This is a genomic window from Lentimicrobiaceae bacterium (assembly GCA_020636745.1).
Taxonomy (GTDB): Bacteria; Bacteroidota; Bacteroidia; order Bacteroidales; family Lentimicrobiaceae; genus Lentimicrobium.
Genome location: JACJXH010000004.1, coordinates 69,268 through 93,420, shown reverse-complemented (window position 1 = coordinate 93,420; position 24,153 = coordinate 69,268). Strand labels below are relative to the sequence as shown.

At 43.8% G+C, this 24,153-nt stretch carries 20 protein-coding genes; 9 read left to right on the top strand and 11 right to left on the bottom strand.

The window, feature by feature from the left end; genetic code table 11:
• The first annotated feature begins 16 nt into the window (after positions 1–16).
• The gene (locus H6541_07600) at positions 17–322 is read left to right on the top strand and encodes a DUF3467 domain-containing protein (protein ID MCB9015648.1); all 306 of its coding nucleotides are present in this window, start codon (positions 17–19) and stop codon (positions 320–322) included.
• 151 nt (positions 323–473) lie between these two features.
• Here the strand turns inward: H6541_07600 and H6541_07595 are convergent, their stop codons facing one another.
• Positions 474–752: a hypothetical protein gene (locus H6541_07595; protein ID MCB9015647.1), complete on the bottom strand. Its 279-nt coding sequence runs from the start codon at positions 750–752 to the stop codon at positions 474–476.
• Between the two features lie 225 nt (positions 753–977).
• On the opposite strand from H6541_07595, the gene H6541_07590 reads away from it, so the two are divergent.
• From H6541_07590 to H6541_07560, 7 genes are all read left to right on the top strand, one after another.
• Entirely contained in the window at positions 978–1,580 is a 603-nt protein-coding gene (locus H6541_07590; GenBank protein ID MCB9015646.1) for a DUF2179 domain-containing protein, read from the top strand.
• Between the two features lie 61 nt (positions 1,581–1,641).
• On the top strand, positions 1,642–2,238 hold the full coding sequence (locus H6541_07585; protein MCB9015645.1) for a DUF134 domain-containing protein: 597 nt from the start codon (positions 1,642–1,644) through the stop codon (positions 2,236–2,238).
• Positions 2,239–2,243: 5 nt separating this feature from the next.
• Positions 2,244–2,645 (top strand): VOC family protein, encoded by a 402-nt coding sequence (locus H6541_07580; GenBank protein MCB9015644.1) that lies wholly within the window; start codon positions 2,244–2,246, stop codon positions 2,643–2,645.
• 43 nt (positions 2,646–2,688) lie between these two features.
• Positions 2,689–3,873 (top strand): PLP-dependent transferase, encoded by a 1,185-nt coding sequence (locus tag H6541_07575; protein ID MCB9015643.1) that lies wholly within the window; start codon positions 2,689–2,691, stop codon positions 3,871–3,873.
• Positions 3,874–3,983: 110 nt separating this feature from the next.
• Positions 3,984–6,308, top strand: coding sequence for a patatin-like phospholipase family protein (locus tag H6541_07570; GenBank protein MCB9015642.1), 2,325 nt, complete (start codon positions 3,984–3,986; stop codon positions 6,306–6,308).
• Between the two features lie 268 nt (positions 6,309–6,576).
• Positions 6,577–8,676: a DUF349 domain-containing protein gene (locus H6541_07565; protein ID MCB9015641.1), complete on the top strand. Its 2,100-nt coding sequence runs from the start codon at positions 6,577–6,579 to the stop codon at positions 8,674–8,676.
• Positions 8,677–8,886: 210 nt separating this feature from the next.
• Complete coding sequence (locus H6541_07560) at positions 8,887–11,724, top strand: hypothetical protein (GenBank protein ID MCB9015640.1); 2,838 nt, start codon at positions 8,887–8,889, stop codon at positions 11,722–11,724.
• A gap of 99 nt (positions 11,725–11,823) precedes the next feature.
• Here the strand turns inward: H6541_07560 and H6541_07555 are convergent, their stop codons facing one another.
• From H6541_07555 to H6541_07530, 6 genes are all read right to left on the bottom strand, one after another.
• Complete coding sequence (locus tag H6541_07555) at positions 11,824–12,111, bottom strand: co-chaperone GroES (protein MCB9015639.1); 288 nt, start codon at positions 12,109–12,111, stop codon at positions 11,824–11,826.
• Between the two features lie 16 nt (positions 12,112–12,127).
• Entirely contained in the window at positions 12,128–12,409 is a 282-nt protein-coding gene (locus tag H6541_07550; GenBank protein MCB9015638.1) for an NrdH-redoxin, read from the bottom strand.
• Between the two features lie 495 nt (positions 12,410–12,904).
• The gene (locus H6541_07545) at positions 12,905–14,062 is read right to left on the bottom strand and encodes a CapA family protein (protein MCB9015637.1); all 1,158 of its coding nucleotides are present in this window, start codon (positions 14,060–14,062) and stop codon (positions 12,905–12,907) included.
• 2 nt (positions 14,063–14,064) lie between these two features.
• Positions 14,065–15,630, bottom strand: coding sequence for a lipid A deacylase LpxR family protein (locus tag H6541_07540; GenBank protein MCB9015636.1), 1,566 nt, complete (start codon positions 15,628–15,630; stop codon positions 14,065–14,067).
• 227 nt (positions 15,631–15,857) lie between these two features.
• The gene (locus tag H6541_07535; protein MCB9015635.1) at positions 15,858–16,538 is read right to left on the bottom strand and encodes a hypothetical protein; all 681 of its coding nucleotides are present in this window, start codon (positions 16,536–16,538) and stop codon (positions 15,858–15,860) included.
• Positions 16,539–16,697: 159 nt separating this feature from the next.
• Positions 16,698–17,705, bottom strand: coding sequence for a hypothetical protein (locus H6541_07530; GenBank protein ID MCB9015634.1), 1,008 nt, complete (start codon positions 17,703–17,705; stop codon positions 16,698–16,700).
• Positions 17,706–17,997: 292 nt separating this feature from the next.
• Here H6541_07530 and H6541_07525 point away from each other — a divergent pair, with 292 nt between their 5' ends.
• A complete protein-coding gene (locus H6541_07525) occupies positions 17,998–18,444 on the top strand; it encodes a VOC family protein (protein ID MCB9015633.1) in 447 nt (148 codons plus the stop codon).
• Positions 18,445–18,687: 243 nt separating this feature from the next.
• Here the strand turns inward: H6541_07525 and H6541_07520 are convergent, their stop codons facing one another.
• The 4 genes from H6541_07520 to H6541_07505 form a co-directional block, all read right to left on the bottom strand.
• Entirely contained in the window at positions 18,688–19,152 is a 465-nt protein-coding gene (locus H6541_07520) for a hypothetical protein (protein MCB9015632.1), read from the bottom strand.
• Positions 19,153–19,218: 66 nt separating this feature from the next.
• A complete protein-coding gene (locus tag H6541_07515) occupies positions 19,219–21,369 on the bottom strand; it encodes a TonB-dependent receptor (GenBank protein ID MCB9015631.1) in 2,151 nt (716 codons plus the stop codon).
• 212 nt (positions 21,370–21,581) lie between these two features.
• Positions 21,582–22,088, bottom strand: coding sequence for a hypothetical protein (locus H6541_07510; protein MCB9015630.1), 507 nt, complete (start codon positions 22,086–22,088; stop codon positions 21,582–21,584).
• 801 nt (positions 22,089–22,889) lie between these two features.
• Positions 22,890–24,089 (bottom strand): IS4 family transposase, encoded by a 1,200-nt coding sequence (locus tag H6541_07505; GenBank protein MCB9015629.1) that lies wholly within the window; start codon positions 24,087–24,089, stop codon positions 22,890–22,892.
• Positions 24,090–24,153 lie beyond the last annotated feature (64 nt).

Genomic DNA, 24,153 nt, shown 5'->3' with positions numbered 1-24,153 from the left:
ATAAAATTTTACGAAAATGAGCGATAACAAACAAAACCAGATTAATATCGAACTTAGTGATGAAATGGCTGAAGGTATCTATTCAAACCTGGCTATCATTACACATTCTAATGCTGAGTTTATTATTGATTTTGTTAAAATGATGCCTGGTGTGCCCAAGGCTAAAGTTAAGTCGAGAATTATTCTTACACCGCAACATGCAAAGCGCCTGATGGGAGCTCTGCGCGAAAATATTGCCAAGTTTGAAGCTATTCATGGTAATATCAAGGAAAGTGATGCAAGTATGCCTTTTTCATTAGGAGGCCCAACAGCCCAGGCTTAATTTATTCAAATCTTTTTTGCAGGACTGTTATGTGTTTCATAGCAATCCTGCTTTTTTTATGCCCATTTTGTTACAGCTGCCTGGTTTTGCAAAACAAAACGAAGGCCTGATGAAGCTTTTTTGAAAGGATCTGTTATGAGTCAATATCTGATCAATAGGAAGGGGTGTCAATAAAGTCAGGCCCTGATTCTAAAAATCCTAACATCACAGCTCCAAAAAATACGATGATGAGGGTGGCCAGAATGACTGATATCACTATCCATAAAAGAGAGGCTTTGGCCCAGTTGGCCTTTGATTTATTGGTGCCTTTTGAAAACGCCCAAACAAACAACATGATGATGTTGACGAAGGGAATTATTGTTATAAGAATAGTTAAAAGCCAATCGCCAACCGAAATGTGCTTTATTTCTTCTACTTCCTGATTCTCCATGGGGTATATGCTTCGTTTTTGATTACTGCAATCAAATGTACAAAATTTAATGTCTGCCGGATAGGCAGATTTTAAGGGTGTGCGGTTGCAGTTAAAGTTAAAGTTAAAGTTAAAGTGTATATTGACATGGTTTATCTATAACCAATTGCCTGACTCGGGGCGAAGGTGCGTTTGGCTGCGATTTTGTTTTAGATTAACTTTGTAATTGCATAATTTGATAACCCTATGGATATTTCGTCGCTTTTTATTCAGGATTCACCTGTGTTCACCTGGGTAATCCTTCCCCTGCTTATTTTTCTTGCCCGCATCAGCGACCAGACTATTGGAACGCTGAGACTTATTTTTCTTTCGAAAGGCCATAAAAAACTGGCACCATTTCTTGGTTTTTTTGAAGTCATCATATGGCTTTTGGCTGTTAGTCAAATTATGAAACACCTTGATAATGTCTTGTGCTATATTGCTTACGGTGGTGGTTTTGCGATGGGCAATTATATTGGTATGGTGATTGAAGAAAAATTGTCGCTGGGGAATGTGTTGATACGGATTATTCCTAAAAAGGATACCAGCGAATTGATTGCCTTTCTTCGGGAAAATAATTATGGTGTAACTTCGGTTGAGGCCGAAGGAAGTAAAGGGGTGGTAAATATTGTATTTACTATCATCAAACGAAAGGATATTGCCCATGTTACGTCGATTATCAATCGTTTTAACCCCAACGCTTTTTATACAATTGAAGATATTAAAGCCATTAATGAGGGAATTTTTAAGGAAACCCGCAGCAAAACGGCATTTGAAAGCCTTTCCTGGGGCGTTAAAAAGAATAAGTAATCAGCGGTTTTGTTATTGAACGAATGTTCATAACTTTGCGGGCTCAAAGTTGAGAGTACTTATGCCCAGACCCAAAAGAAACAGACGAATTTACAGGCCACCGGTAGCATCCGGCTTTGCTCCGTTTGGTATCTCATCAGGCTCAAACGGAAGTGTTTCCTTGTTGTATGAAGAGTATGAGTCGCTCAGACTTTCTGATTATGAGGGAATTCCGCAGCAGGAAGCCGCTGATAAAATGAATATTTCGCGTCCGACTTATTCAAGGATTTATGATCAGGCCAGACAAAAACTGGCGAGAGCTTTGGTAGAGGGCCTTTCGGTGCTTATTGAAGGTGGAAACGTGTCGTTCGATGAAGTTTGGTTTAGGTGCAAGGCTTGCAGTACTGCTTTCAGTCCGCCTGAAAATCAACCTAAAGTTTCCGGTTGCCCGGTGTGCCGGAGTTCTCATATAGTGCTGCTCAGCAAGCCTGTTTTGTCTGATAACAGTGATTTGCTGCCCCGGCCTGCTGTTCATCAAACTGGTTATTGTCTCTGTCCCCGCTGTGGTTTGCGGGTTTCACATCAGGCGGGAATTCCATGCAGAAGTCTGGTATGTACCTCATGTGGTTCTGTGATGATTCGCGAAAATCATCCCATCAGTAATTCCAGTAACGATTAATTCAAATGGAAAAATTAAGCAACTTTCTGAATCATGTGGCCATTCCTGTCAGGTTTCCGGCAGATATTCAGGATTTCTACTGTAAAATTCTTGGATTTATTGAATTATACGCCTTTAGCATTGACAGGGAAACTGCATTCCGGATATTTGGTGTAGATTGCGTGCTGAAAGTGACAGTGGTTGAGAGAGAAAATTTTAAAATTGAACTTTATCACTTTGAGATGCAGGCAGGTATGGCTGTTTCTCACATTTGCCTCAACTTACCTGTGATTGATGACGTATGCAGGGCAGCTGAAAACGCAGGGTACAAAGTGGTGGTCATCGACCAGCCTGAGAAAAAGCTGGCCTTTATTACTGATCGTTCCGGAAATCTGTTTGAAATCAAGCCATGGCCACTGGAGGCCTGATTGTACAGAAAGAAATCGAAAATAAACACTAACAAATCATACAATGAAACACAGTACCAAATTAGGGATGAATTCCCGAATGATTCATGGAGGAGAATTTGAAAATCCGCTGGGAAGCGCTACCGTTCCCATTTATCAGACATCAACTTTTATTTTTGATAATGCTGACCACGGGGCCAGATGTTTCTCAGGTGAAGATGATGGTTTTATATACACCCGTATAGGCAATCCAACCATTCATGCGCTTGAAACTCTCGTGGCTGATTTGGAGTCTGGTACACAGGGTATTGCCACAAGCTCGGGTATGGCTGCGGTGAATACCATTTATATGGCACTTTTATCAAAAGGTGATCACATGGTCAGTTCAGCCGCTGTTTACGGCCCGTCACGTGTTGTGATGGAACAACACTGGTCGCGCTTTGGGGTAGAGTCAACTTATGTGAATACAGCTAACATTGAAGAAATAAAGGCTGCCATCAGACCCAATACCAGGATGTTGTATGTTGAAACGCCCGCCAATCCGACCATGGATATTACCGATCTGAAAGCTTGTGCCGAACTGGCGCATGCTCACGGTATAGTTTTGGTAGTGGACAATACGTTTAGCAGTCCTTATCTTCAGCGGCCGCTTGAACTTGGCGCTGATGTGGTTTTTCATTCCATGACTAAATTTTTAAATGGTCATGCTGATATTGTAGCCGGAATGATTGTGGCCAAAGATAAAGCGCTTGGAACTAAATTGCGCAGCATGATGGTAACCATGGGTTGCAATATGGATCCTCATCAGGCTTATATGGTTATTCGCGGAGTTAAAACATTGGGAATAAGGGTAGAACGCGCCCAGGAAAGTGCAATGAAAATAGCACGTTTTCTTGAAAATCATCCGAAGGTTGAGTGGGTTAAATATCCCGGTCTGGAGTCTCATCCTCAGCACGAACTAGCCAAATCTCAGATGGATGGTTTTGGTTCGATGATTAGTTTTGAATTAAAGGGAGGACTGACAGCCGGTAAGGTGTTGATGGATAATGTGAAGCTGGCAATTCTGGCAGTGTCATTGGGTGGTGTTGAAACACTTATTCAGCATCCGGCCTCTATGACTCACTCCAAAGTGCCTCACGAAGCTAAGATAAAAGCCGGTATTTCCGATGGATTGGTTCGTTATTCGGTTGGCATAGAGGATGTTGATGATCTTATAGCTGATTTGAAGCAGGGGCTCGACAAAGCCTGAAATTTCATCATGATTTAATATTGCCCGGATGTGTTTTCAGATACATATCCGGGCTTTTTTGTTACCTTTACGTTTTAATTATTGTTGTTGAAAATTTCCGGAAATAATTTATGATCAGGAAGTTACTCTTTCTTCTTTCTTTTATTTTGCTGCTTACCGGCTTGCAAAAGGCCTGTGCTCAAAAAGTTGGACTGGTGCTCAGTGGAGGAGGTTCTAAAGGCGTTACACATATAGGGGTGATTCGTGCACTTGAAGAAGCCGGAATTCCTATCGATTATGTTGCGGGCACATCAATGGGAGCCATCATTGGTGGTTTATATGCTTCAGGGTATTCGCCTGACGAAATGGAAGAAATAGTTACCTCCAAAGAATTTGATTACTGGGTCTCAGGTAAGATTGATAAGAAGTATGCTTATTTCTTTAAAAAACCGGAGCCAGATGCCAGTTGGGTTGATTTTAAATTCAGGGTTGATTCTGTTATTACCCCTTTACTTCCAACCAATATCGTTTCTCCTGTACTGATGGATTTTGTATTTATGGAGATTTTTGCCGGTGCAGGTGCTGCCGCAAATTATAATTTCGACAGTCTGATGGTTCCTTACCGGTGCATGGCTTCTGATATTGCCAGGGCTGAACCGGTTACACTAAAAAACGGGGACCTCGGCAGTGCTGTCAGAGCGTCTATGACCTATCCTTTTTACTTTAAACCCATCAGAATTAACGGAACATTGTTGTTCGACGGTGGCATGTACAATAATTTTCCGGCCAACGTAATGCTCGACGATTTTTTCCCGGATATTATTATTGGTAGTCAGGCGGCTTCAAATAATGCCGAACCTGAAGCCAACAACCTGGTTTCGCAATTGCAGAATATGCTGATGCAAAAAAGCGATTATTCGGTCATCTGCGACAATAGCGTTCTGATAAAGCCACAACTGAAAAAAGTAAGTGTGCTCGATTTTTCCAACACCCGACAATTTATCGATAGCGGTTATGTGGCGGCCCAAAGGCTGATTCCTCAAATCAGGAAGTTTGTAGTGGACAGTGTGAGTAAAGATGAAATGGCCATTAAACGTGAAAGATTCTTAAACAAAAAACCGCCACTTTATATCAGTAATTTTTTGGTTTCAGGGCTTTCGAGTGGTCAGTTTGAATATGTGAACCGGATTTTAAGAAAAAACATCTTCAATACTTCAAAAATTAAAAACGGGAATAAAAGTAATGGACTTAGTCTGGAGTTGATTAAACCGGAGTATTTTAAGCTTTTGACAGAGGATAAGATTGAGCACATTTATCCGCAGATGAAATATAATGCATCCACAGGCTTTTATGATTTGATACTGGATGTGCAGGCGCAAAATAATTTGCTGGCAAGTGTTGGAGGTGCTGTTACTTCAAGTGCTGTTAATGAGCTTTTTCTGCAATTTCAATACAGCAAGTGGAACAGAAACTCATTTCAGGCTAAAGCCAATGGCTATTTTGGACGCTTTTACAATTCAGGGTTTGTTGAAACTCGTTTGGATTTTCCCCGTAAAACCCCCTTTTTTGTCAGAGCCCGCTTTGTTTTTAATAAGTTTAACTATTTTAAAACCAATACTTATTTCTTTGAGGATGAGGATCCTTTCTTTTTAATTGAGAGAGATAATTATCTTTCACTGGCAACGGGTTTTCCGGTTACCAATGATGGGATGCTGACATTTGAATTTAAATCGGGATTAAACAGGGATGACTACTATCAGACCAATGCATATTCGCGGTCTGACACCCTTGATAAAACTATGCTCAATTTTAATTCGCCGGGCGTTACTCTTGAGTTTAATACCCTGAACAACAAGGAATATCCAAGCAGTGGTGCCCGGCTGGCTCTGGAAACATTTATTGTTTTTGCAGTGGAGAATTATCATCCCGGAAGCACATCGCTTGTAACGGAAGGCATTCGCCAAAAGCATACCTGGCTGCAGGCTGGCCTTACTTACGAAAACTTCTTTGTTAACCGTGGTAACTACCGTTTAGGGTTTTTAGGTAAGGCGTTCTACTCTTCACAGGACTATTTCTCCAATTATACTTCAAGTATTTTGTCGTCAAGCGCCTTTCAGCCTATTCCTGAAAGTTGTGTGCGCTTTATTCCGCATTTGCGCGCAAATAAATATGTGGCTGCTGGTTTTAAAAACATTTACAAATTGCATAAGAATGTGGATCTCAGGCTGGAAGCATTCGCCTTTATGCCAACACGCGGCATTGAGCAAACACCTATTACCCGTCTTGCTACCAATGCCGAAAAGCTTAAAGTATGGCCTATCGCATCGGCATCAACCGTTTTCTTTAGCCCGGTTGGGCCTATTAGTCTGAGTCTTAATTATTTTAATGGCGACAACGAGCCCTGGTCTTTTTTTCTTAAATTCGGTTACCTCATCTTTAATAAAAGGCCGCTTTGAGGAATTTTCGGATTTGTAGATAATTGACGTTGATTTCATTAAAAGAATAGGTGGTGCATTAAATAATTCTTATTTTTGCAACCCTAAAAGATAATTTGAACCCAAACAACTGAAAAATTAACAGTTAATCATCCTGCCTCCGTAGCAACCGGAATATTGCTTCTCCTGAAAAGTAAGTTTTTGTTCAGTTTACCGGGAAGTCGCTTTAAACCGGATATGGATGGAATGCCTGAGTTAACCTATTATTAATCATTCATTTGAATTCTTCATGGAAACCAAAGATCAATCCAATCAGAATCCTGAAAATAATGACCGCAGTCAGGAGGAGAATCTCATTCCCGTTGAAAATACGGTTGAAAACGTTGAAAACGTTGCAGATAAAGCTGTAACTGAAGAAACGCCTGTTGACGAAGCTCCCGTTGAGCAGCCAGTTGAAACTGTTGAGGCTGAAACTAAAGAAGAAACTGCTCAGCCAGCTGTTGTTGAAGAAGTTGTAGCCGAAACTGCACCTGTAGCAAACGAAACCGGGACTGAAGACACATTTCTGAGTACTGATGATGCAACAGAAGAAGATGAGGTTGACGAGTCTTCAATTGAACAGGAAGAAGAGCTGGAGTCACAGTTTGAAGGGCTTACCCGTGAGCAATTGGTTGAAAAGCTTGAAGAATTGGTTCAGGATGCCAACGTAAATGCCATTAAATCAACGGTTGGCCTGATACGAATTGCATTTCTGAAACTGAACAAGGAGTTTAAGCAGGAGCAATATGCAAAACTGGCCGAAGTGTCAGATGATACTGATTCGGATACCGAAGGCGAATCAGCTGCAGCTCCTCAGGTTATTCAGGATGATGAAATTGAGGAAAGATTTAAAACAGCCTTTAATATATACAAGCACAATAAAGGTAAATATAACGAAGAACAGGAAAAGATTAAAATTGCCAATCTGGAAGCTAAAACGCAGATTCTTGATGAGCTGAAAGTGTTGATCAATTCCGAAGAGACGCTGAAAAAGACCTACGACGAATTTAAGACCCTGCAGGAGCGTTGGAAAACTATCGGGATGGTGCCCAAAGGGGAAATCAATACCCTGTGGCAGAATTATCATTTTCTGGTTGAAAAATTCTTCGATAAGGTTAAAATCAATAAAGAGCTGAAGGATCTTGATCTGAAAAAGAACCTTGAAGCTAAAATTCACCTTTGTGAAAAAGCCGAAGAACTGGTATTGGAGTCTTCTATTATTAAGTCGTTCAAGCAGTTGCAGCAGTATCATGAAGAGTGGAAAGAAATTGGCCCGGTTCCTCAGGATAAAAAGGATGAATTGTGGGATCGTTTCCGCAGTGCTACTGAAAAGATTAATGAGCGCCGTCGTGATTATTACACACAAATGCAGGACGGTCTGGAGCAAAATCTTACAGCTAAAGTTATTCTTTGCGAAAAAGCTGAGCAGATTCTTCAAACTGAAAGCGACTCTATTAAAGCCTGGCAGGACGCCACAGCTCAGATCACTGAGTTGCTGAAGATATGGAAATCTATCGGACCGGCTCCCAAGAAACAGAATAACGAAATCTGGGCCCGCTTTAAAACTTCGCTGGATGGCTTCTTTAATGCCAAAAAAGAGTTTTTCAACAAGCTGAAAGAACAGCAAATGAATAACTTTAACCTGAAACTCGATTTGTGTGTTCAGGCTGAAGCTCTGCGCAACAGTACCGACTGGAAAAATACCAGCCGCGATCTGATCAATATGCAGAATGAATGGAAAAAAATAGGCCCGGTTCCCCGTAAACAAAGCGATAGAATCTGGAAGCGCTTCAGGGCTGCCTGTGATGAATTTTTCTCAACCAAGGCTGAGTATTTTAAAAATGTTTCAAGCCACGAAGAGGAAAATATGAAGCTGAAGCTTGAACTGATAGAGAAAGTGAAAGCTTTTGAAGTTGGAGATGACCGTAATCAGGCTGTTGAAACACTGAAAGATTTTCAGCGCCAGTGGATGGAAATTGGTCATGTACCCATCAAGGAAAAGGAAAAACTGCAAACTGAGTTCCGTACCCTTATCAGCAAGCATTTTGAGAAACTGAAAATGGAGTCGATCAATATGGGCGCGATGAATTATCGCAGCAGGGTCGAAAAAATGGCCAAGGATTCTCCCGACGCAGGACGATTGATTAGCAAGGAACGCAGCTATGTTCAGGGTAAAATCCAGCAATTGCAGGACGATATCAAACTGTGGGAAAATAACATCGGTTTCTTCGCCGCTTCCAAAACAGCTAACCTCCTGAAGATTGAATTTGAGAAGAAAATCAATAAAGCCAAAGAGGAGCTTCAATTGCTCGAAGCAAAACTGAAAATGCTTCGCGAAGCCAACCAATAATTCTTCAACCGCCGGTTTTTCCGGCGGTTTTTGTTTCTATCCCATTTCTTTCTTTTGTAATTTAGCACAATGGCCTGCGTCTTCGCAGCGCCATTGTTTTGTTTGGTTCAGGACTTCCTGTTCCCGCCAACGGATATTTGTTTTCCAAACCTGATAACAATTTTCACAGGTTGGGGTTTATTGTAAAGCTTAACTCAAAACGATAAATAAATGAAAAAGGCTATTAAGATTTCTGCCATAGTGGTTCTGGCGCTTCTGGTGTTCATGGTTTCGGTTCCTTTTCTGTTTAAAGGCAAAATTATAGAAGCCGTCAAGCGTGAAGCCAATAAATCAATCAATGCAAAGCTTGATTTTAATGATGTCAGCCTGTCTCTTATCAGAAGTTTTCCCAATTTTTCTCTTGGGCTTAATGGCCTTTCGCTGGTAGGCGTTGCTGAATTTGAAAATGACACCCTGGCCAAGATTCCCGATTTGTCTCTTACCATCGATTTGATGAGTGTTTTTAAGGGAACGCAATACGAAATTCTGAAAGTTAAAATGGAGGAGCCAGTTTTCAGGTTTCGGGTGTTGCAGGATGGCCGTGCCAACTGGGATATTGTAAAACCTTCGTCCGACACTGCTGCAACGGCTGAAACCCCTCCATCTGCCCCGTTTAAGGCTGCTTTGCGCAAATTTGTCATTTCCGGTGGCACAGTGGTTTATGACGACGCTTCTCTGGCCATGAGGATTGAAGCCAGTGGCATTGATCATGAATTAAGTGGTGATTTGACGGCTGATTTTACTGATTTAAATACCGAAACCCATATTGGCGGACTTACGGTAGACTATGAAGGAATCAGGTATATGAACCATGCTCAGACATCGCTTAAATCTAAAATCGGAGCTGACCTCAATGCGTACCGGTTCACATTTCCTGATGCAGCCCTGCGGGTAAATGAGCTTGATTTGCTTGCTTCGGGTTTCTTTGCTATGCCTGACAATGGTTATGACATGGATATCAAATTTGAAGCGGTTAAAAATGACTTTAAAAGCTTTCTGTCGCTTGTTCCGGCCATTTATGCCAGGGATTTTGCATCTGTTCAGACCAAAGGCACCTTGTCTCTCAAAGGTTTTGTGAAAGGCTTGTACAGCGATGCTACCATGCCCGGTTTTGGGTTGGATATGGCTATTGCTGATGCGATGTTCAGATATCCTGATTTGCCGGAAGCTGTCGAGAATATTTCGATGAAGGCTGTTATAAGCAATGCAACAGGCGACCCGGATGCCACCGTTATTGATATGCAACAGCTGCATCTTGAGATGGCTGGAAACCCCGTTGATATGCGTTTGTATGCTTCAACGCCTGTGAGCGATCCTTATATAGATACGCAGATAAAGGGGAAGTTGAATATGGCTGATGTGGGTAAATTTTACCCGCTTGAATCGGGCGATGAACTTTCGGGCCAGCTTGATGCCGATATTACCGCCAAAGGTAAACTTTCGGCCATTGATAAAAAGCAGTTCGACCAGTTTACAGCACTTGGCAATCTTTCTGTTGCTGGCCTTGTTTACAAAACGGCGGCCTTCCCTGAAAAGTTGAGTGTGAGTGAGGCCCGGCTTAACCTTAGTCCGGCTTATGCCGATATGCCGGTATTGAAAGCGCAGATTGGCAAAAATGATATAGCTGCCAGTGGCAAACTCGAAAATCTGATGGCTTATTTCTTTGATAAGGCTGATTTGAAAGGGTCGCTGCAGTTGAACTCTTCTTATTTCAATGTAAATGATTTTATGTCATCGTCTGACAATGCAGGCGCTGCGGCTGATACTGCTTCGGCAGGAATTGTTGAGATACCTGCCGGCATTGATTTTACCATGAGTGCCTCATTCGGGCAAGTGCTTTATGACAATATGGATTTGAAGAATGTGGAAGGTACACTCAGGGTAAAGGACGAGCAGATGATTCTGGAATATGTTCGTATGAATACACTGGATGGAAGTATTGGCGTGAGTGGGACTTATTCTACTGCAGAGCCAGGCAAACCGGTGGTTGATTTTATGCTCGACATCAGGGATGTGGATATTCAGCAGGCTTTCAAAACCTTCAATACCATGCAAAAACTGGCGCCCATTGCAGGTGCGGCCGATGGCAGAATAAGTACGCAGCTGAGCCTTAAAACTGACTTGAATGGTGAAATGATGCCTGTGTTCAGCTCGGTGAATGGCGGCGGAAAACTGATGTCTCCTTCACTTACTTTTAACAATGTAAACAGCTTTACCAAAATTGCAGATGCACTTAAAATTGATAAATTCAAACAATGGGTGGTTGAAAAAATCAATCTCTCCTTTGAGGTTGTGGATGGAAAAGTGTTTGTAAAGCCTTTTGAAACAGCTTTGGGTAAGACAAAGGCAGGAATTTCGGGTTGGAATTCATTTGATGAGACGATGGAATATGTGATGCAGTTGTCGATTCCGCGAAGTGAGTTTGGCGGTGCTGCCAATGGTGTGCTCAATAATTTGGTTGGTGAAGCCAACAAAAAGGGGGCAAATTTCAGTGTGGGAGATGTAATTCCGGTGTCAGTGCTGCTTAGCGGAACAGTTACAAATCCTAAAATATCTACAAGCATTAAAAGTGCAGCGGTGAATGTGGTGGAGGAAATGAAACAGCAGATGAAAGAAGCCATTCAGCAGAAAAAGGAAGAAGCTGTAACAAAGGTGCGCGAAGAAGCCGGTAAATATATTGAGGAGGCCAATGCCCGCGCTCAGAAAGTGCTGGAAAGCGCGCAGAAACAGGCAGATAATATCATGAAGGTTGCCAACGAATCTGCCGATAAGGTAAGATCAGAAGCCGGAACACGTGCAGATCAGATTCTTGCCGAAGGGAAGAAAAATGGTCCTATTGCTGAACTGGCGGCCAAAAAAGCTGCCGAAAAGGTTCGCAAAGAGGGCAATGATAAAGCTACCCGCCTCGTAGAGGAAGCTCAGAAACAAGCAGATGCCGTGATGGCCAAAGCGCAGCAGGAGTCTGATAAAATTATTCAGGAGGCCAGAGATAAGGCTGAAGGAAAATAACCCGCGTGCCGGATATGTTGATGTTAATTCAGGTGTTAAAACTGAACAAAAAAAAGAGCGATGGTGTATTTGCCATCGCTCTTTTTGCTTAGCTGAGATTTATATGCTTTCTGTTTCTACAACTTTAGCCAACAAGTCACTATAAGGCAGTATCAGGTATTTTTTGCCTTCATAGTCGAGCTCGGTGCCTGCAAATTTTCGGAAAATGACCGTGTCGCCGGCAGCAATTTCGCTGTTTTCAATATTGCCTGTCGCAATAACTTTGGCCATCTGAGGTTTTTCTTTGGCTGTGTCGGGGATAATAATGCCGCCTGCAGTCTTTTGCTCACCGGTTGGTTGAGTCATGTCAAGCAAAACATTCTGGTTGAGAGGTTGTAATTCTTTCATGTTTATTTTTTTATTGTTATCCGTTTATGTTGAGTAATCTGTTGAGTTTTCCTTTATCGAAACCAACAACCATTTCGCCGTTGATTTCTGTTTGTGGTACGCCTGTTTGGCCTGATTTATTTACCAGTGCGCGTGCCTGAGCCGGATCAGCTGAAACATCAATGTCGGTAAACCGGATTTTATGCTGGCGCAGATAATTCTTTAAAGTGGTGCACCACGGGCAGGTGGGCGTTGAGTATACTGTTACCGACGGACCGCCCGATGTGCCCGATGCAGCCTGATATAGTTGGTTTTCCATCAGTTTTTTATAATAATCAGCGGTCTGGCAGCCTTTGATGATGTTTTTAACCGATGACTTTTCAAATACCAGTAAAGAAGGAACAGTGTCGACCCCATATGCAGGATGAATGTCTCTGACAATAGTGGCATCTGCTTTCAGAACTACAGCTTCTGCTACAGATGCTGCTGCTGTATCGATGTACGATTCTGCACAGCCCGAGGTTGGTGAATTGCCTTTGTAAAGCAACAGAAATGTTCTTTCGTTGGCGTTAATGATTCCTTGAAGCTCTTGAAGAGAGGTTATTGCTTTCACTTTCATGGTTTCTTATTTTTTTTATTGACCCTGTGAAATCAATTTGTATGCCATCCCGGGCATTTTTGACCTGGCTGTGAAAAAAAATGGTGATAATTAAGCGATTTATTCAAAAGGGTGACGAAATTGATATATGCCCTTTAAGCCTGCCTGACGAAATGGCAGAAATGTTTCGCTGATGTCCTGTAAAAGGGAGAAAGGTCAAAAAGGTATTGAATCGTTGTACTGAAATTCAGATACAGGGCTGACGGAGGAGTTGAGAAGCAGGCGCGAATCCGTTGCAAACTGCTGCAGTTTTTGCCGGGAGGCTGTATCTGTAAGCGTATCGTTTTCAAACTGACTTACAGGAAGGATGTAATACTGCTTCCGGCCGTTTTCGTATGGATTGTAAACCCAGGTGAGGTGATAGGCAGGTTGGCTTACCGTTTTTTTGTTCCATGTTTTGGAAAGAGTAAATTCAATCATAGCGCCTCCGTCTTTGTAGCGGTCGCGTTGGTTCGATACATAGTTGCCTAGCGAATACACCAGCAGATGCCCGCCGGGAATGGTATCAGAAGGCGCATAATACGCCATAGGCTGCAATACATGCGGATGCGAGCCTATGACAACATCAGCCCCGTTTTCGCGGCACAGCGCAGCCAATGCTTCCTGTTGTGCGTTTGGGGTTGACTGGTATTCATTTCCCCAGTGAAAAAAGACAATTACAAAGTCAAACTGCTGTTTATGAGCCTGTTTTAAATCATGCACAATGCGGCTGCTATCCAAACGGTTGACAATGGTGGGGGCAAAAACGGGGAGTCCGTTGGTGCCGTAAGTATAATTGAACAGCGCCACGCTGATGCCATTTTTTTGGAGAATCAGTGGATGGTGGCTGGTAAAGTCGGCGCTGTCGCGAAAAGTGCCTGTGCGCAGCATGCCCAGGCTGTCAAGTACTTCCGTTGTTCTTATTACACCAGCTTTCCCGCGGTCGCAGCTATGGTTGTTGGCTGTAACCAGCACATCAAATCCGGCTTCACGCAGGGCCACTGCCAGTTCGTCGGGAGCGCTGAATTGCGGGTAACCGGTAAATGGTTTTCCGGCAAGGGTGAGTTCAAGATTGGCTATGGCAAAATCCTTTTTACTGATGATGGGTGCAATATAGCTGAAGCAGGGCCGGTAATCATATGAGCTGTCACCGGCATGACGGGCAGCTTCAATCTGCGGGCCGTGCTGCATGATGTCGCCGGCAAAAATAAAGGTGACTGCAGTGGAATCGGGCGCATTTACAGGCGCTGCAGGAGTGGTTTCCTCAACCAGTGTCGAAACCAGCACCGTAAAGGCCAGTAGCGCATATCTGAAGTATTCAATAATCATACTCATGTTTAATATCCATACTGTAAACCAATCTGACCCCAGAAATGTTGACGTCCGTCATGAAATTCAGGGCTTAAATAAAACTGGGATATGCTCAGTCCCAGTTTTTTATACCGGGCGAAAAGGCCCAGATGAAGAGAGGCAACCAGTCGCTCAATTTCGTCGGGCTTCAACGCATAAATATTGTGCCTGTTAAATAATCCGCCCTGGAGGGTGGCGTCATAACCGCAAATTCTTAATTCAGCACCGCCTCTGATTCCATACTGCCAGTGATTTCCGGTTATGGTCAACTGGTTGTAATTGGCGGGAATGTTGGTGATACCGGGGCTAAACGTGCCGGCAATGGCATTGATGCCGATAGTGGTGTTGGTGTATAAGGTACCTGCACTGGCAGAGCCTTCGGCGTAAATCTCGGTATGCGGCGTTTTAAAAACTTGTTTTTGCAGATGAATGCTGTAGTTGAGCACCAGGTCGTTTTTGATTTGTGTTTCCCATCCGATGGGTTCGTCGTTTGAAGGGATGGCTGCATGAACCGAGCGCTGAAGTGTGCTCCCCAGGGCTGCATCGCCGATGACTCCGGCTTCTATGGCGCTGGTAAAACGTATGCCCTGCAGTGCTTCATCTGAGGTTTGGCTGTATCGCAGAAAAAGAGTGGATGCATATGGCCGGTCGCTGGCAAGGGTAGGGGGCTCCTTGGTGGTGAGTGGTGTAAACATGGCATGGTGCAGGCTCAGCGCCGAATGTACAACGCTGTTGCGGTTGCGCCGGATAAGTAAGCGGTTGAGCTGCCACGATGTGAATGCAGGAGCTGTATAGCCCAGCACTACACCATTGGTGTAATACCTGTCGGTATTCGCAAACATATCGTTGTCGAAGTAAAGCCAGAAGCGATGATGCGGGCTGATGTAACTATTTACAATGCGGATGCCGTCAGTTTCGTTGCGAACCGGAGGGGGTGATTCGCCGGGGAAGATAATCAGCCTGATGGTGGTTTCTCTGAGCCCGGTGCGGGGCAGTGGCTTTTCTCTGGCAATGAGCGGGTCGTTATTTTCAGAAATCTGTTCAGGTGAAGAAAGCGCAGGCGTTTTTGACAAAGGTCTGCTTTGGCGTGTCTTTAGTTTAAATGTTTGTTTAAGCAGGGAGGCTGCCTTGTCGGGATTGGCCAGGACAGGGGCGTCGTTTCCGTTAAACAGCAGTACTTTCCATGGCGATGCCACCAAACTTAAATCGGTTTCAATGATGGCCCCTTCGCTGGTGATAAAACGAAATTTGCTTGCTGCGCCCGACCATGTGTCAAGTTTGTGTTTGGATGCCAGTTGACGAATATGGTGGAAACAGGCCCCGTTTTTATCGGCGAGTTGGTAATAGGCTTCGGCGCCGGCTGTTTGTATCATGCTGTCGGCTGCAGCCTTTGTCGGGTAGGTGAATACAACAACCGGATGCTTGAAGGTGATGATTGTGTCGGGCTTTGCTTTTTCAGGAGGTGGTGCTTCAGAAACAGGCGTGTCGGGTTGCCGGCAGGCATTGACTGTCAGCAAAAGCATCAGAAATAATATGCCTGTAAACCTGTTCATACGCTTATAATCAGCCAATTGATTTTAAGTAACCGGCAAAGTTACATAAAAATGAGCTTGTTGCATCATTTACAGGTGTTGCACGATGAATGACGCACTTTTGTTTTGAACGCAATAAACAGCGTGTTCAAAAGCGGAGCGTGAAGTCTGGATGGCAGCCGCGGTATGCAAAGTGTTAAACTCAGTTGTTTTACGAACCCTGCCTGTAAAAAGCAATGGCCGGGTGTTTAGTTGTGGACGTCTAATGTCCAGTCGCCGGGCTCTGATATTTCAAATTCGAAGCGCACATAAATGGTTGAAGTGTGCAGCTTATTCATTGAAGTGTACATGACCTTGATGTTTACCGGGAAGGTTACTGCATCAAAGCCAAATGCCTGTCCCAGGCTTGTTTCATAGCCGCTTGATGAGGAGATCAACAGGTTGGAGATGGTAGAATTGCGGCCTCCATTCTGGTAAAGGTTAATGAGTACCCGGTTCTTCTGTGTGCCGTTTTTCTGAAAAGAGTAACGGTCTACACCTTCTTTGTATTTAAATGAAGGTTTGTTGTAAACCGGGCCTATGTACCGGTCGTTTACCCATTGTCCGTCATTGATAGTGTCGAGGCCGTTGTTCAGAAAAGTGTATTTGCCAATGCCTTCTCTTTTGCCTGCCCGCCATTGCCCGTCATAAACTTCGCCGGTTGACCATGTGTATTTTCCTTTTCCATCAGGCAATCCTTTTTTAAACTGGCCTTCATACCGGTCGATGCCAGTGGCTGTGCCCTGTCCGTGAGCCAGTCCGTTTTTACATTTGCCGGTGTAGCTCTCCGATATGTTGATATTCAGTACCCTGCAGTTTTCCTGCGCTGTTGCATACTGTGTGTAAATCAGAACAGTCAGGGCAATCAATCCGATGGTTATCCTGCGCATTTTATAGAGGTGTTGATATTATGTAAAGTTAGTAAATTATTGAAGATGTTATGGATAACAGGCTGTAATTTTTATATGGTTGAGAAGGTAGCCGCAAAAACAGGTAAATGAGCAGCCGGATTGGCCTGCACATATTGCGGGTGGTGGAATTTATGGTGTTTAAACTTCCGACAGCGCGTAATAATGAATGCTTTTGAGAATATTGACGGGTTTGCCCATGTCGCAGATCAACATTTTTCTGTTGTAAAGCGCGGGCGCAAATGTACCATTGGAGGATGCCTCACATTTTTCGAGTATATCAAGGCTTACCAGTCCACGGCTGGTGATGAGGTTGATCATACGGAGAAAACGGCGGATGTTTTTTCGCCGGTAGGATGTTTGATGAGCCCAATGATGTACTTCACGGGTCATGTCAAGGTATTTCCGGCGCAGTTCGCTTATAGAATTTGCTTCAGTGGCCAGTGTTTTGATACTGTCCTGCATGTCTTTGTAAATATCGAATACGTCGTTTTCAAGCTGGCCCAGCCCCCCGAGCCTGAACAGCATTTTTTGTTCACCGGTGTCGGCCGCTTCGGTAAAAACGCTTCTGTAAAGCAACAGAGAGTACCCGCCTTTTAAAAAAGTGATTTCTTCGATTTCCAGTGGGCAGATGTCACTGCTTTTTTGCCGCTTGCTCAGTGTCTGGGCTTCAAATACCTTAAGGGCATATTTTTTTATCAGCGGAGCGTTTGCCGATAAGGTGAGGGCTTTGTTGTAGAAACTCAGAAAAAGGGCTTCGGCGGCATTGGCTGCCTGCGATTTTTCAGGATACTCTACCATGCTTTTGATGTAAGCTTCAGGCAGATGGTGCTTGTCGAAAAAATCGTCGAACAGGCCGGTGAGTCCGCCAAGATAGGTGATGGAAAGCCTTTCGCTGTCCGACATGCGCCTTCCCCTGAGTGTGCAATACGATTCGCCAGGCAACACAGGAACAGCTGTGCCATAGTAGGACGTTATTTTTTTGATATCGTATTCGTTCAGATTGTTGTGGTGTTGCTTACGGCATTCGGCAATTTCTGCCATCAGGGTTTTTCTGACCAGCTGCTTTTGTTTGCGTAGCCTGAAAATTAATGGAATCACCAGTCCCGGCAGGTGTAACAGATTTGAAATGTAACGAAACAATATCATTTTCACTGCTGGTTGGTGGTTAGTTGGTTGGTCTTTTTCTGTTTTCTCCCGCAGGCATAAACAGACGTAACCAGATTTTGGGATAAGTAACAACTTTCCTTGAATGGTCTTACAAAAGTAGAAATTTTTCAGCCTGAAGGGGCTTTCCATGTTTTTGAGGCGAATGGTAAATAACGAAACCGGTTGTCAGGTTAAGGCAATAGTTTGCAGCTGTATGCATCCCCTGAGGCCTGTTGATTATTGAATAATAAAATCCCGGTGGCAAAATGTATTAATTTAACCGAAAAAAAACATGGCAAAGATTAATCCATACATCCACTTTAATGGTAATGCAGAAGAGGCATTTACATTTTATAAATCGGTTTTTGGGCGTGAATTTTCCATGCTGGTGCGTTTTAAAGATATGCCCGGCGATGCCAGGCGTCCGTTACAGGAAGATGAAGCAGACAAAATTATGCATATTGCTTTGCCCATTGGTCAATGCGATATTTTAATGGCAAGTGATGTTCCGTCATTTATGGGGCAGGTAAATGAAAACGAGCACAGAAGCAAAATTATCATAAGTGCTGAAAGTAAGGAAGAAGCCGGGAAGATATTTCATGGACTCTCTGCCGGAGGAAAAATAGAAGTGCCACTGGCTGACAGCCCCTGGGGTTCTTTCTTTGGTATGTTAAGAGATAAATATGGCATTGAATGGATGGTGGATTTTGATCCCCGGTACCAGGGTTGTCATTCATAAAACCCATACGCTACGGTGCAAATGGAGCGTAAAAATTGCCGGGATGGCGACATGCTGATTTCAACTCTGTTGTTTGCCGCAGGTGAGTGGTTCGTCCGGGCGATGAAGATGCTGCTGTTGTAATCCGGCTTTAAAGGTGTTCCATTGGCGTTTAAATTGGTTGAAAAGCCGGTTGAAAACGTGTGTTCATCACCGTTCAGCAGCAAAAATTTAATGTCAGCATTTTTGTGGCCTGAGCGCGTTTTATTCGAAATTCTGCCTGATGGGCGGCGATGATATCTCTGTATGGCGTATTTGTCCGCCCGAATTGCCGACTTTAATCATAAAGCCACAAGTGAGCAATGCCAGCACAAGTATGATTTTGCAGGCTAAGTTAAATTTGTCTTTTATTTTGATGTAAGCAAACAAGGCTGCAGCCGAAAGTGCGCCCAGCATGCCCATGAGCCAGATGGCTTTTTCGGCGAGCTCCTCATGAGCTTCTCTCGCGCTGTCGGTTACCCCGGGCAGGTTGCGGATGATTTCGCCTGCATCTTCGCCGGTAATAAATACGGGGATGGCTGCCAGCGCAGTGGCTACAAACAAAATCAGCGCGGTGATGCTTATCAGGTTTTTACGGGTATACATGCCTGCCGCAAGAATAAACAAACCGGTGAATGAACCAAAAATGGGAGCATGTGATAAGGCCAGATGAATGTGTGCTGAATTCATAAATGACAGGTTTAAATAAAGTTCAGACAACCTCCTTTGCGGGGGCTGTCTGAACTGATGGGGTGTTTAAAATTTAATTTTCAATGAAGCGTTTATTTCAGTTGAGGGTCCCGGCTGGTATGAGTTGCCGTCGGGGTCAGGTTCGGTAAATGCCATATACTTTTCGCCGGTTATGTTGCGGGCAAACAGGCTGCATTCGCCTTTTAGCCCTTTAAGCTGCCACAAATAGGCGATACGTGCATGATAAAGGTTAAAACCATCCTGCCAGTTCTGATAAATTGCAGGATCAAGTTCGTTGTTATAGGCTTTGGCATCGGTGTAAATGGCCCATTTTGACTGATATTCAGTGCCCAGGCTGAATTTGAAATTTTTATTCAGCGTGTACACGAGCTCGGCATAAAGTTGGTTTTTGGGCGAGTTGGGAAGCCACTGTCCTTCGGCAGGAGGGGTGGTTAATACATAGGCTGTGTCGGTATACACCGGGTCGATGCTGGCCGAAGTGTAGGTGTAATCAGCCAGGGTGTAGGCCATCTGAATGCTCAGGTTGCTGCGTATTTCGTACGACATAAACAGCTCAATGCCATTGCGTTTGCTGTTGCCGGCATTGCCGTAAAATACTTCCTGGTTGCCGCGGCCCGATTGCTTGAAGCGGAAGAAGTCATTCTCGGTTTTCATGATAAAGCCTGTAATTTCAATGTTGAACCGGTTATTTACCGAACCACGGGCACCAATTTCGAAACTGTTGGAGGTGGCCGGAACAAGATGGGTGTTAAAGCCTGAGTAACCTACAGGGTTGTTGGCCAGTTCTTCGGTTGATGGGGGCATAAAGCCCTGGCTGAAGTTGGCAAAAACAGCAATGCCGGCAGGCAGCTCGTAACTGGCACCCAAACGTACCGATGTTTGGGAGAAACTTTTAGATGTAACAGCTGTGTCAGCGCCAAGCATTTTATCGGTTAGTTCGTTGCGGATATCATCATAGCGTACATTGGCAATCAGGTTGAGCTTGCCAAGCTCCAGTTTGTATAAGGCAAAAATGCCAGTGCTTCGTTGATTGATGAGTTGATTGGCCAGCAGGCTGTCGGTTTCAATATTGGTTTCGTCGGTGCTCTCTTCCCTGTAAGGGTTGCCTGCGCTCTGCAGTTTATACATGCTGATGTCCTGCCACTTCAGGTCGGCGCCGGCACTCAGTGTGTGCTTTGCTTCTTTGCTGTTGAGGTGCAGGTTGTATTGCAGGCTGGCGCCCGGGTTGGTTATGGTGCGATATTCGGCTGCCCGGTTGCTGGTTTCTTTGTATTTCCCGTTCCTGAGGTATGAAGTGGCTGAAATTTCCTGCCTTTTGCTGATTTTGTACATTCCGGTGAGTCCGGCTGTTGTGCGGTTGGTCTTTTGGTATTCGTTAAACGGACAGGCATCGGGGTTGGCCTGGCGCAGGTTGTCAAACTGAAGCAGATTAAGCCCTTCGGGGTTTTGCTGAAAGTAGTCGGTATGCGAAATAATCTGGGTCAGCATAAGTTTGCCGGTCGGATGAAAGTTTACTTTTTCGTAAAGTTTGTTGCTCCAGAAGGCCTGGTGGTCGCGGTAGCCATCGCCGTCGGTGCGGCCAAAGCTGATGCGGTAATCCAGGGTTTGTTGTGAACCGTCGAGCTGCACAAAAGAGCGGCTGAACCCATTGGAGCCCAGTGTTTGACTTACTTCGCCGCCAAGAGGGGCGGCCCCGCCGTTTTTGGTGGTAAGATTCAGCACTCCGCCGGCTCCGCCTGTTCCGTAAAGCCCTGCTGCCGGCCCGCGAAGAACTTCAATTTTTTCGAGTGTGCTCCAGTCGGCATCGTACAGGTCGGGTGCAAAACCTGAGGGGTCGTTCACCGGAATGCCGTCGATAAGGACGCCAATGCCACGCAATCCGCGCTCGGTAAGTATGCCCTGTCCGCGAATAGACAGATGCACGCGCTCACCATCGTGTTGATTGTCAATGCGAACGCCCGGCACCAGTCGCAGCGCCTCTTCTGCGCCAATTCCTTTGGGCATAAGTGATAAGGCTGGTGATGTGACCAGGGTGAGTGCACCCGGATTATTTTTTAACAGAACCGGGGTGCGGTTGGATGTGATGATAACTTCGTTTAACCTGATGGTTCGGGTGGTGTCATTGATTCCTTTTTGTGCATATATCATGCTGACCATACACAGGAAGAATGTAATGATAATGGTTTGTTTTTTCATTGAAAATGCTGATTGTGAAAATGTTGAATAATGGTACAGCCGCCGGCAAACTATAATTATATAGTTTGTGCCGGATTTAGCGGTAGCTGTTACGTTATAGGTTTGCAACAGGGCTTTGCGGAAATGGGGCCATGTGCCACAGTTTCTGCGGTTTGGGCAGCGGTGATTGTGGCCATGCTATGGCATGAATGAAGAACCCTGAAAAAATAGTTTCAGGCCAGCCGCGGTGGAGGTGATGCGGTGTGCGTAAAGGCAGCCCTGAAGTGTATGGCAAGCGTTGGATAGCTGAAGCCTGAATCATCCGGCTTGTTCAGCCCTTTGGCTTGCTGCAGAATAAACTGTGGACTGAAAACCCTTTTCAGCCGTTTTTCAGAATCGCGTTTATTTCTGCGCGTTTTATTGATTTGTGTCAGCAGTTTGTTCTCTTTGAAATCGTGGATGCAATAATATTGCTGCTGATGTTTATCGCTTTTTGCTTGTACAACATCATACATTTCGCCTTTGTACCTGAATTCTTTGCCGGGTTTAATCCATTGCAGGGCGTGCAGGTTGCTGTTGGTTATCGTAATCAGGCAGAGGTCTTTGTTTTGAATGCCCATGCTGATTTCCTGCCTGATTTCGCACTGGTAATGATATTGCAATACTTTTAGCCACAGGTATATACCGCCGGTGTTGAGCAGAAAAGCAACGGATAATATAAATGAAATATATTTCTTCATCTTGTTGCGGTGCAGCTTGCTGACCATCTTTCCGGAATAATTTACCAGCCGTTACCGGGAGATACTTCATTACTCCGGCCCGGTTTTTTCAGTCCGGGGCGAATTACAGGCGATGGTTTAAGGCTTGAAATGTACAAATACTTTTCAAACGGATGTATGACTTCTTTTTATTTTTTGTTTTGGGCGGGTGTTGGTGACGGGTAGTGTAGGTTGAGTTTAAGGTTAAGGTAGAGGGTTTGGGGTGACGCGCTGACACTTTAGGGTGACGCGCTGACGCTTTGGGGTGACGCGCTGACACTTTGGGGTGACGCGCTGACGCTTTAGGGTGACACTGTCAGATGGATGGTTTTAATTCAATATGTAGCCTGTTTAAAAGCCTTTTAAATGTCATTTAAATCGTGTAAAGGTGTATTTTTGTTTAAACAGATGATTTAATGGCAATTAGCAAATTTAATTTCCCCACTTTTTAGCAAAAGTAAATCACCGGTTTTAAGAAGAAAAGAACTTACCCGGGCTTGCGCGCTCAAGTTGTGAAAGGCTTGGGGTGAAACTCCCTTTGCCTGACTGACTATATCACCTAAAGGAACAGATTTGGAGAAAATACTAGCAATTCGGACTAACGTATTGACAGACAATTTAAACTTATGGCGTAATTGGTTGGTTTAGGTTGATGGACTAAATTGATTATATTTGCAATCATTACTGTCCGATAAAAATACAAAATTAATAGTTTGATTTTTTAAGGCTTTGACAATCAGACATCTGTATTTTAAGATTTATTAATTTTCAAAAGTAAGCCCCCTAAAATAAGGTAGGCTGCATTAGTTCGTCATAGGTTTTTTGCCAGTCTTTATCAGGGTTCTCCAAGAATCTGAATAAGTGAATGTAATTGAATAGATGAATTTTACAAAAGCTAACCAGATTTGAAAAAGCCCATGGCCTCTTTAGCGTTTTTTGGACAACTGTCATCAGCAAATTTGCAATTAAAGCGCAGTATATCTGTATTTTAATGGCATTTTCGTTATCACCTAGGAAATATTTTAACGGGAAGTTCTGCTTTAACTGTTTAAACAATAGTTCAATCTGCCAGCGTAGTTTATAGATGGCAGCTATTAAATCGGCGCGCATTTCAAAAAGGTTGGTCAAAAACTCAAAGCGTCTTTTAAGTACTCTGTCGTAGAATTGCACTTTACGAAGCTTTAATGACCTGGTGATATTATTGTCTTTTACCTGAAGTTCAATGATTTCGTCTTTCTCGACGCTACTATGTATGCAGTCATCTAACTCACAATCTTCTAATGTTTCATAGACTGCATTGTCCTTAATTCTTGTAACAAAACCAGTACCTACTTGGGTGAACTTTTCAAAAGCCAGGTAATCGTTATAGCCTTTGTCAAAAACATAAATGGTGTTTGAATCGGGTTTGAGTTTGTCTAGCAAGAAATGGTCGTGGGTGGCTGCACTTGAAAACCAAAGCATTTTTGGCACGGCTTCATCTACATTTATCACTGTATGAAGTTTGATGCCACCTTTCTTTTTACCGTTTTGGGGATTCCGTCCAACACATTTCAAAATATCCTTAAAAAGACTAATGGTTGAACTATCAATAATTTCTATTTGTTTGTTTATCACATCCTTTATTCTGCTGTCCGAGATAAAGTGGCCATATTTCTTGAGAAGTTTATTATAGATATCTCCAAAAACATCTGCATCACGTCGTTTATTTGCATCTGAAAGCGTGCTTTTCTTGGGTATATGATTCAATTGAAAATGTTTGGTCTTGCCTGATAAGCCAAGCATAGCACCGCTTACTTCTCGTAGTGATGTGCACTTGGCAAAAGAACTGAACAGCATACTTATCAAGTGATCTTTGGTTTTAAACTTCTTCACATAGCGGTCTGAATCGTGCTTGTGTGCACTGCTGGTTATGATTTTTGTATCAATTAAAGAAATCAGCTGTCCGAAAACCGAGGTGCCAAAAAAATGTGTACTTTTATCCATAGTATTTTTATTTGTGGTAAAACAAAAATACTAAAAAGAGTCGGGTTGACCTTCGGGTCACCCT

Coding starts and splice junctions, on each gene's coding strand:
- H6541_07600 (MCB9015648.1), top strand. CDS start 17: ATGAGCGATAACAAACAAAACCAGATTAATATCGAACTTAGTGATGAA.
- H6541_07595 (MCB9015647.1), bottom strand. CDS start 752: ATGGAGAATCAGGAAGTAGAAGAAATAAAGCACATTTCGGTTGGCGAT.
- H6541_07590 (MCB9015646.1), top strand. CDS start 978: ATGGATATTTCGTCGCTTTTTATTCAGGATTCACCTGTGTTCACCTGG.
- H6541_07585 (MCB9015645.1), top strand. CDS start 1,642: ATGCCCAGACCCAAAAGAAACAGACGAATTTACAGGCCACCGGTAGCA.
- H6541_07580 (MCB9015644.1), top strand. CDS start 2,244: ATGGAAAAATTAAGCAACTTTCTGAATCATGTGGCCATTCCTGTCAGG.
- H6541_07575 (MCB9015643.1), top strand. CDS start 2,689: ATGAAACACAGTACCAAATTAGGGATGAATTCCCGAATGATTCATGGA.
- H6541_07570 (MCB9015642.1), top strand. CDS start 3,984: ATGATCAGGAAGTTACTCTTTCTTCTTTCTTTTATTTTGCTGCTTACC.
- H6541_07565 (MCB9015641.1), top strand. CDS start 6,577: ATGGAAACCAAAGATCAATCCAATCAGAATCCTGAAAATAATGACCGC.
- H6541_07560 (MCB9015640.1), top strand. CDS start 8,887: ATGAAAAAGGCTATTAAGATTTCTGCCATAGTGGTTCTGGCGCTTCTG.
- H6541_07555 (MCB9015639.1), bottom strand. CDS start 12,111: ATGAAAGAATTACAACCTCTCAACCAGAATGTTTTGCTTGACATGACT.
- H6541_07550 (MCB9015638.1), bottom strand. CDS start 12,409: ATGGAAAACCAACTATATCAGGCTGCATCGGGCACATCGGGCGGTCCG.
- H6541_07545 (MCB9015637.1), bottom strand. CDS start 14,062: ATGAGTATGATTATTGAATACTTCAGATATGCGCTACTGGCCTTTACG.
- H6541_07540 (MCB9015636.1), bottom strand. CDS start 15,630: ATGAACAGGTTTACAGGCATATTATTTCTGATGCTTTTGCTGACAGTC.
- H6541_07535 (MCB9015635.1), bottom strand. CDS start 16,538: ATGCGCAGGATAACCATCGGATTGATTGCCCTGACTGTTCTGATTTAC.
- H6541_07530 (MCB9015634.1), bottom strand. CDS start 17,705: ATGATATTGTTTCGTTACATTTCAAATCTGTTACACCTGCCGGGACTG.
- H6541_07525 (MCB9015633.1), top strand. CDS start 17,998: ATGGCAAAGATTAATCCATACATCCACTTTAATGGTAATGCAGAAGAG.
- H6541_07520 (MCB9015632.1), bottom strand. CDS start 19,152: ATGAATTCAGCACACATTCATCTGGCCTTATCACATGCTCCCATTTTT.
- H6541_07515 (MCB9015631.1), bottom strand. CDS start 21,369: ATGAAAAAACAAACCATTATCATTACATTCTTCCTGTGTATGGTCAGC.
- H6541_07510 (MCB9015630.1), bottom strand. CDS start 22,088: ATGAAGAAATATATTTCATTTATATTATCCGTTGCTTTTCTGCTCAAC.
- H6541_07505 (MCB9015629.1), bottom strand. CDS start 24,089: ATGGATAAAAGTACACATTTTTTTGGCACCTCGGTTTTCGGACAGCTG.